Source organism: Mesorhizobium sp. M6A.T.Ce.TU.002.03.1.1 (genome assembly GCF_003997275.1).
Taxonomy (GTDB): domain Bacteria; phylum Pseudomonadota; class Alphaproteobacteria; order Rhizobiales; family Rhizobiaceae; genus Mesorhizobium; species Mesorhizobium mediterraneum.
Window position 1 is genome coordinate 1 of the sequence record NZ_RZTI01000160.1, and the last position, 6,395, is coordinate 6,395.

A 6,395-nucleotide genomic window follows, 5' to 3' on the forward strand; every position below is an offset into this window, starting at 1 on the left:
CTTCCCGCTCGATCACATTGCGGGTCTGCACGCCCGCAGCATGGACGATGAAGGCACTGTCCGATTTCTGCAGCAGCGTCTCACCCGTGGCCCGGCGGCGGACATTCTCCATTTCGACCCAGGCATTGAAGCTGCCGACCAATTCTTCATTGGTGATCGAAGGCTCGGGGATTTCAACGCCGATGCCGCTGATGATGACGCGATGCATTTTCAGTTCGTCCCCATGCGCAGGCGTTGCGGCTTGATGTGGGCGCCGCGAGAGCTCGGCGCAACATCTTTCGCATCAAGCAAGTTTATGCGGGCTTAAATCAAGTGCCTGGGCTAAGCGGCGCGGCGCGCGACGATGAAGAGGCGGGGAAAGCGCAGCAGCACCTTGCCGTTCGCCGTCTTCGGATAGGCTTGCGCGATCGCTGCCGTGTAGCGGTTGAGGAAAAGCCGCCGCTCGTCCTCGTCGAGCGGATCGAGGAACGGCTTCAGCCCGGTCGACTTCAGCCATTCGACGATGGCTTCGGCATCGGCCAGCGGGTGATTGTAGGCGGTGTGCCAGATGTCGAGCCGGTCGGAGAACGGCGACAAAAGATCGTAGTAGAACGATACCGGCGGCAGTTGCCCGCGCGCTGCATTCCTCAGCTTGTCGGCAAACGGCATTTCGGCCGCCGTCTCCCGCATCAGCCGGTGCGAGGGCTCGCTCATATTGTCGGGCATCTGCACGGCAAGCGCGCCGCCGGGCGCCAAAAATCCTATCAGCCGCTGCAAGATCGCCGGATGCTCGGGCAGCCACTGGAACACTGCGTTGGCGAAGATCACGTCGACCGGTTTTTCGGGCTGCCACGCCGCCGCATCGGCCAACTCGAAGGTTACATCAGGCAAACGTGCCCTCGCCTTCTCGATCATGTCGGGCGAGGTGTCGAACCCGCTGACCTGCGCGCTCGGCCAGCGTTCGACCAGCAATTCGGTCGAATTGCCAGGTCCGCAGCCGATATCGACCACCCGCTGCGGTGCCTCCACCGGCACCTGCGCGACGAGATCGCGCGACGGCCGCGTGCGCTCGTCCTCGAATTTCAGATATTGGGCGGCGGACCAATCAGCCATTTCAGCTCCTCAGGTCATTCGAGAATTCGCCGCCCGATATGCGCACTCTACCTCGTCAGCCGCTTATACGTCATCCTGTGCGGATTGACGGCATCGGGGCCCAGCCGGCGGATCTTGTCCTGCTCGTAATCCTCGAAATTGCCCTCGAACCATTCGACATGGCTATCGCCCTCAAAGGCGAGGATGTGCGTCGCCAGCCGGTCGAGGAACATGCGGTCGTGCGAGATGATGACGGCGCAGCCGGCGAAGTTTTCCAGCGCGTCTTCGAGGGCCGCCAGCGTTTCCGTATCGAGATCGTTGGTCGGTTCGTCGAGCAGCAGCACGTTGCCACCGGTCTTCAGCATCTTGGCCAGATGCACGCGGTTGCGCTGGCCGCCGGAAAGGTTGCCGACCTTCTGCTGCTGATCGCCGCCACGAAAATTGAACGACGCGCAATAGGCGCGGGTGTTGGCCTCGAACTTGCCGAGCTTGACCACTTCGGCGCCGCCCGAGATTTCTTCCCACACGGTCTTGGTTGGGTCGAGTGCGTCGCGGCTCTGGTCGACGTAACCGAGCTTGACCGTCTCGCCGACGCGGATCGTGCCGGCATCCGGCTTTTCCTGGCCGGTGATCATGCGGAACAAAGTCGTCTTGCCGGCGCCGTTCGGGCCGATGACGCCGACAATGCCGCCCGGCGGCAGCTTGAATTCGAGATCGTCGATCAGCAGCGTGTCGCCAAAGCCCTTCGACAGATCGTCGACCTCGATCACCACATTGCCAAGCCGTTCGCCATGCGGAATGACGATCTGTGTGTCGCTCGGACGCCGCTTGTCGGCCGCATCCAGCAGGTCCTGGAACGCCTGGATGCGCGCTTTCGACTTGGTCTGCCGGGCCTTCGGGCTGGACTGGATCCACTCGCGCTCGCGGCCGATCGCCCGCTGGCGCGCATCGTCTTCGCGGCCTTCCTGCTTGAGACGCTTGGCTTTGGCTTCGAGATATTTGGTGTAGTTGCCCTCATAGGGAATGCCGCGGCCACGGTCGAGCTCGAGGATCCAGCCGGTGACATTGTCGAGGAAATAGCGATCGTGGGTGATGATCATCACGGCGCCCGGATAGGCACGCAGATGCTTTTCCAGCCACGCCGTGGTCTCGGCATCGAGATGGTTGGTCGGCTCGTCAAGCAGCAGAAGGTCAGGCTGGCGCAGCAGCAGCTGGCAAAGCGCGACGCGGCGGCGCTCGCCGCCCGACAGCTTGGTGACATCGGCTTCCTTGGGCGGACAGCCCAGCGCTTCCATAGCCATCTCGACCTGCTGTTCGAGATCCCACAGGTTCAGCCGGTCCATCTCGTCCTGGAGCTTGGCCGACTCGTCGGCCGTCTCGTCGGAATAGTTCATCATCAATTCGTTGTAGCGCTCGATGATGGCGGTCTTGGCGGCGACACCTTCCATGACGTTCTCGAACACGGTCTTGCTCGCATCGAGCGCCGGCTCTTGCGCCAGGTAGCCGACGGTCGCGCCTTCGGCCAGCCACGCCTCACCGCTCCACTCCTTGTCGATGCCGGCCATGATCTTGAGGATCGTCGACTTGCCGGCGCCGTTCGGGCCGAGGATGCCGATCTTGGCGTCCGGGTAGAAGGAGAGATGGATATTCTCGAGCACCTTCTTGGTGCCATAGGCCTTGTTGAGGCCGGCCATGTGATAGATGAACTGGCGTGCCACGCGCGCTTTCCCTGAAAAGTCGACTGGAATGTCGGATTGAATGGAAGTTGCGCGCTATGTAGGCGATGCCGCGCCGAACGGCAAACTGTTTTGGCATTTGTGGCTCATCTTCGGGCCGAAGACGCTCATCGAACTGTCGCCGCTTTCGGTTCGCTGCATAGCCCGGCGCAAGCTCCGGTTAACCATTCCGCGTCAAAAAAGTGTCGGATGGGGAATCGCCGGCAAGCCGCGATTTCTGCGGTGAAAGATCGGATCGACGGCGTTGTTGAACAGTTGCCTGCTCCTTGCCGAAGCGGTTCTCTATTTCGGTGTCATGGTCACGCTTTTCCGGTTCAGGCACCGCATCGGCCTCGGCGTTTTTGTCTGCGCCCTCGGGGTCATGCATTTCCTGGAAACCTACCTCGCCAGCGTCTTTTATGTCGCGCTGCCATTCGGCATGGTTTCGCCCGGTTCCGCCGTGCTGTTTTCCGGCAAGCTGGTGATGCTGCTGCTGCTCTACATCAAAGAGGACGCCGCAACTGTTCGGCAGCCGATCTACGGCCTGTTGCTCGGCAATGCCCTGATGATCGGGCTTGTGCTGGTCCTGCGCCTGCATGAGATCGCACCGCTTCCCAGTGGCAAGCTTCCCGACATCGGCTTCATCGACCAGATGGGCTGGCTGATGGTGTGGGGCACGACGCTGCTCTTCGTTGACGCCATCCTGATCATCCTGCTCTACGAAAAGCTTGGGCGTTATCTTCGCAAGGCGCTTTTTACCCGCATCCTGGTCTCCGTCGCCTGCGTGCTGACATTCGACCAGGCTGGGTTTTTCACCGCGCTGCATTTCGTCACCGGCGCACCGATCGCGGTTTTCTTCGGCGGCTGGTTCGCCAAGATGGGCGCGGCGCTTGCCTACAGCATCATGCTTGTCGCTTACATCAGATGGTTCGAGGCGCGACAGATCCCGGCCCCGCGCGGGCTGTCCGACATCTTCGACACGCTGACTTATCGCGAGCGCTATGAGGCGCTGGTCGAGCATGTCGGCCGCGACGGGCTTACCGGCCTGCTGCACAGGGGCCGCTTCGACAGCGACGGTGAGACCGCAGTCGCCGCCAGCCTGCGGACGGCCAAGCCGCTCAGCCTCTTGATCATCGATGTCGACCATTTCAAATCGATCAACGACCGCTTCGGTCACGCCGAGGGCGACAAGGTGCTGAAATCCGTCGCCGCCCTGCTCGGAGAGATTGTCGGTCCCGAGGATCAGGTGTTCAGGATCGGCGGCGAGGAATTCGCCATCCTCTGCTTACGTCCGCATTCGGTCGCCAGGCTGCTTGGCGAAAGCATCAGGCACGCGGTCAAGACTTCCGCAAGCACCAGCCGGTTCGGCATCACCGTCAGCGCCGGCATCTCCACCGTCAGCGAGACGACCCGCTGCCTTGCCGATGTTTTCGCGCTGGCCGACCAGCGCCTGTACAAAGCCAAGTCGACCGGACGCGACCGCGTCGTCGGCGAACCGGGCGGCCGCGAGGCCGACAGCCTCAACGCGTGGACCAGGCCAGGGCACGGCGTCGGCGCATAGCATCCAGCCTGCCTGCTGGCTTGTCTGTTATTGGAATCCTGTGGAATCGACAAAGCCTTTCGGGCAGCCGGCTTTGCTTGTCGGCGCGGCAGCCTGCATCAGGTCGCCGAGTCGACTGCTCGGACCGATTGGGCCGGTGAGGCCAAGCGTCAGCTCACCGATCAGCCGCCTACCACTCGTCGAATCGACCAGGCAGGATACCCGGACCCGCTCACCTGCCCCCGCGCCAAACGCGCTATCGAAGGCACTGCGGATCTGATCCGACGTCAGTTGCTTGCCGATGTTCTTTGCGAACAGATCGCGCACCGGCGAAGCATTCACCGCGCGCATCAGGTTCAGCGCATCGGAGAAATACACTTGCTGGCTCTTGCCGTAACAGGTGCCATGCTTGATCCACTCATGTCTTTCCAAGTCGGATGCGGTGCCCGGCATCACCCGATCGAGTTCCGACCGCGTGTTCGGGTCGAGCTCGACCGGCGGCAGGTCCTGCCAGTGCGCCGGATTGTCGTTCGCCTTGTCGGCCGCTGCCACCTGGCAATAGAAATTTCCGTTCGGCTGCGGCCACAGCCCGTGCAAGGTGAAATGCGTCGCGTCGAAACCGGCCGCGGTCTGCGCCTTGCATTCGGTTTTGCCGGGCCTGGTTTCGCAAAAGGCCGGCTGCCAGCTCAGCGCGAGGACATATTCAGGTTTCCCCGAAGCCGGCGCCGCGGACTTCTCCTGATCGGCTGGCGCGGGTGCTGCCGGTTCCGTGGATGCACTGCCGCCCGAAACATGGCCGCAGTCGATCTTCACCCATCGGCGCTCCGGATCGGCCCCCGGCACGCGGATCAGATAGTGCGTGGGGGCATCCTTGTTGCCGGCCAGAAGCTCGTAGCTCTGTCCCGCATCGGTCGAGATGTCGCCAGGGTTCTTGCCGCTCTTGATGGCCTGGGTCGCTGGACAGGCGGCGTCGGCCACGAAAGAGCCGCTCATCTTGACCTCGGCCCGCGCAGCACCCGTTAGCGACGCGGCGACAAACGCCAATCCGAGAACAAGACCTGTCCGCATACGCATAAAAGTACCCCCGGCTAAAAATGCTGTGGCAACAGACTGCCGCCCTCTCTCGGTATCAAATTCTCCATGTCAGAATTGCGATACCCCGCGTAGCGACGCAAGAACAGCGCTGCGGAAAACACGGATTGACGCAAAGCCGGCATCAGCGCACACAAATGCCCGCAGGCGCGAAAACACGTTGGAGACGAAGCGACGATGTCATTCAGCCAGCAGCGCGTGCTCCGATCGCCGACCGGTGCGGCGCTCAACCTTTATGTGAAGCGCGCCGAGGGCCGCCCGCGCGCCGCTATCCAGATCAATCACGGGCTGGCCGAGCACGCCGCGCGCTATGTCCGCTTCGCTACCTTTCTGGGTGAGCGCGGCTTCCATGTCTACGTCCATGACCATCGCGGCCACGGCGCCACCAAGGCGCCAGACGCGCCGCTCGGCCAGTTCGCTCAATCAGATGGCGGCGCCAAGGTCATCGCTGATGTCGCAGCCGTGCACGATTTGATCGCCGGCGAACATCCCGGTCTGCCCGTCATCGTCTTCGGCCATTCCATGGGCGGCCTCGTCGCCCTGAATTTCATGCTTGCCCATTCGGGCCGGCTGCGCGCCGCCGCCATCTGGAACGCTAATTTTTCCGCCGGGCTCGCTGGCCGTGCCGCTCTGGCCATCCTGGCCTGGGAAAAATTCCGGCTCGGCTCCGACGTGCCGTCGCGCATGCTGCCGAGGCTGACCTTCCAGGCCTGGGGCAAAACTGTGCCCTATCACCGGACGCCGTTCGACTGGCTGTCGCGCGACGCAGCCGAGGTCGACAAATACATCGCCGATCCGCTGTGCGGCTGGGATGCCTCCGTGTCGATGTGGCGCGATGTGTTCGGCTTTGTCTTCGACGGTGCCGACGACGCTAATTTTTCCGGCGTCCGCAAGACCCTGCCGATCTGCCTAGTCGGCGGCGAAAAGGACCCCGCCACCGACGGCGGCAAGGCAGTCAGCCATCTCGCCGGACGCCT

Annotated in this window: 6 protein-coding genes and 1 pseudogene; 3 read left to right on the forward strand and 4 right to left on the reverse strand. The window is 62.7% G+C overall.

Going from position 1 to position 6,395, the window contains the following annotated elements; all coding sequences use genetic code 11:
- The 3 genes and pseudogenes from EOC93_RS29590 to ettA form a co-directional block, all read right to left on the reverse strand.
- A pseudogene (locus EOC93_RS29590) lies at positions 1-208 on the reverse strand (beta-ketoacyl-ACP synthase III); the annotation flags it as partial.
- A 113-nt stretch (positions 209-321) separates the two neighbouring features.
- Positions 322-1,092 carry a trans-aconitate 2-methyltransferase gene (gene tam, locus EOC93_RS29595; protein WP_126105865.1) on the reverse strand — a complete coding sequence of 257 codons (771 nt, stop codon included), beginning with the start codon at positions 1,090-1,092 and terminating at the stop codon, positions 322-324.
- Between the two features lie 47 nt (positions 1,093-1,139).
- Positions 1,140-2,789, reverse strand: a complete 1,650-nt coding sequence (gene ettA, locus EOC93_RS29600) for an energy-dependent translational throttle protein EttA (protein ID WP_126105864.1) — start codon at positions 2,787-2,789, stop codon at positions 1,140-1,142.
- Positions 2,790-2,829: 40 nt separating this feature from the next.
- Here ettA and EOC93_RS29605 point away from each other — a divergent pair, with 40 nt between their 5' ends.
- Positions 2,830-3,033 (forward strand): hypothetical protein, encoded by a 204-nt coding sequence (locus EOC93_RS29605; RefSeq protein ID WP_127206384.1) that lies wholly within the window; start codon positions 2,830-2,832, stop codon positions 3,031-3,033.
- 18 nt (positions 3,034-3,051) lie between these two features.
- Positions 3,052-4,347 (forward strand): GGDEF domain-containing protein, encoded by a 1,296-nt coding sequence (locus EOC93_RS29610; protein ID WP_126105863.1) that lies wholly within the window; start codon positions 3,052-3,054, stop codon positions 4,345-4,347.
- A 27-nt stretch (positions 4,348-4,374) separates the two neighbouring features.
- Here the strand turns inward: EOC93_RS29610 and EOC93_RS29615 are convergent, their stop codons facing one another.
- Complete coding sequence (locus tag EOC93_RS29615) at positions 4,375-5,394, reverse strand: ribonuclease (protein ID WP_127206386.1); 1,020 nt, start codon at positions 5,392-5,394, stop codon at positions 4,375-4,377.
- Positions 5,395-5,595: 201 nt separating this feature from the next.
- Between EOC93_RS29615 and EOC93_RS29620 the strand changes: the two genes are divergently transcribed.
- Positions 5,596-6,395: alpha/beta hydrolase (locus tag EOC93_RS29620; protein WP_245461581.1), on the forward strand; the 800-nt coding region annotated here is incomplete at its 3' end.

Bases quoted from the DNA above. Each gene is read 5' to 3' on its own strand.
- tam (WP_126105865.1), bottom strand. From the start codon at position 1,092: ATGGCTGATTGGTCCGCCGCCCAATATCTGAAATTCGAGGACGAGCGC.
- EOC93_RS29605 (WP_127206384.1), top strand. From the start codon at position 2,830: ATGGAAGTTGCGCGCTATGTAGGCGATGCCGCGCCGAACGGCAAACTG.
- EOC93_RS29615 (WP_127206386.1), bottom strand. From the start codon at position 5,394: ATGCGGACAGGTCTTGTTCTCGGATTGGCGTTTGTCGCCGCGTCGCTA.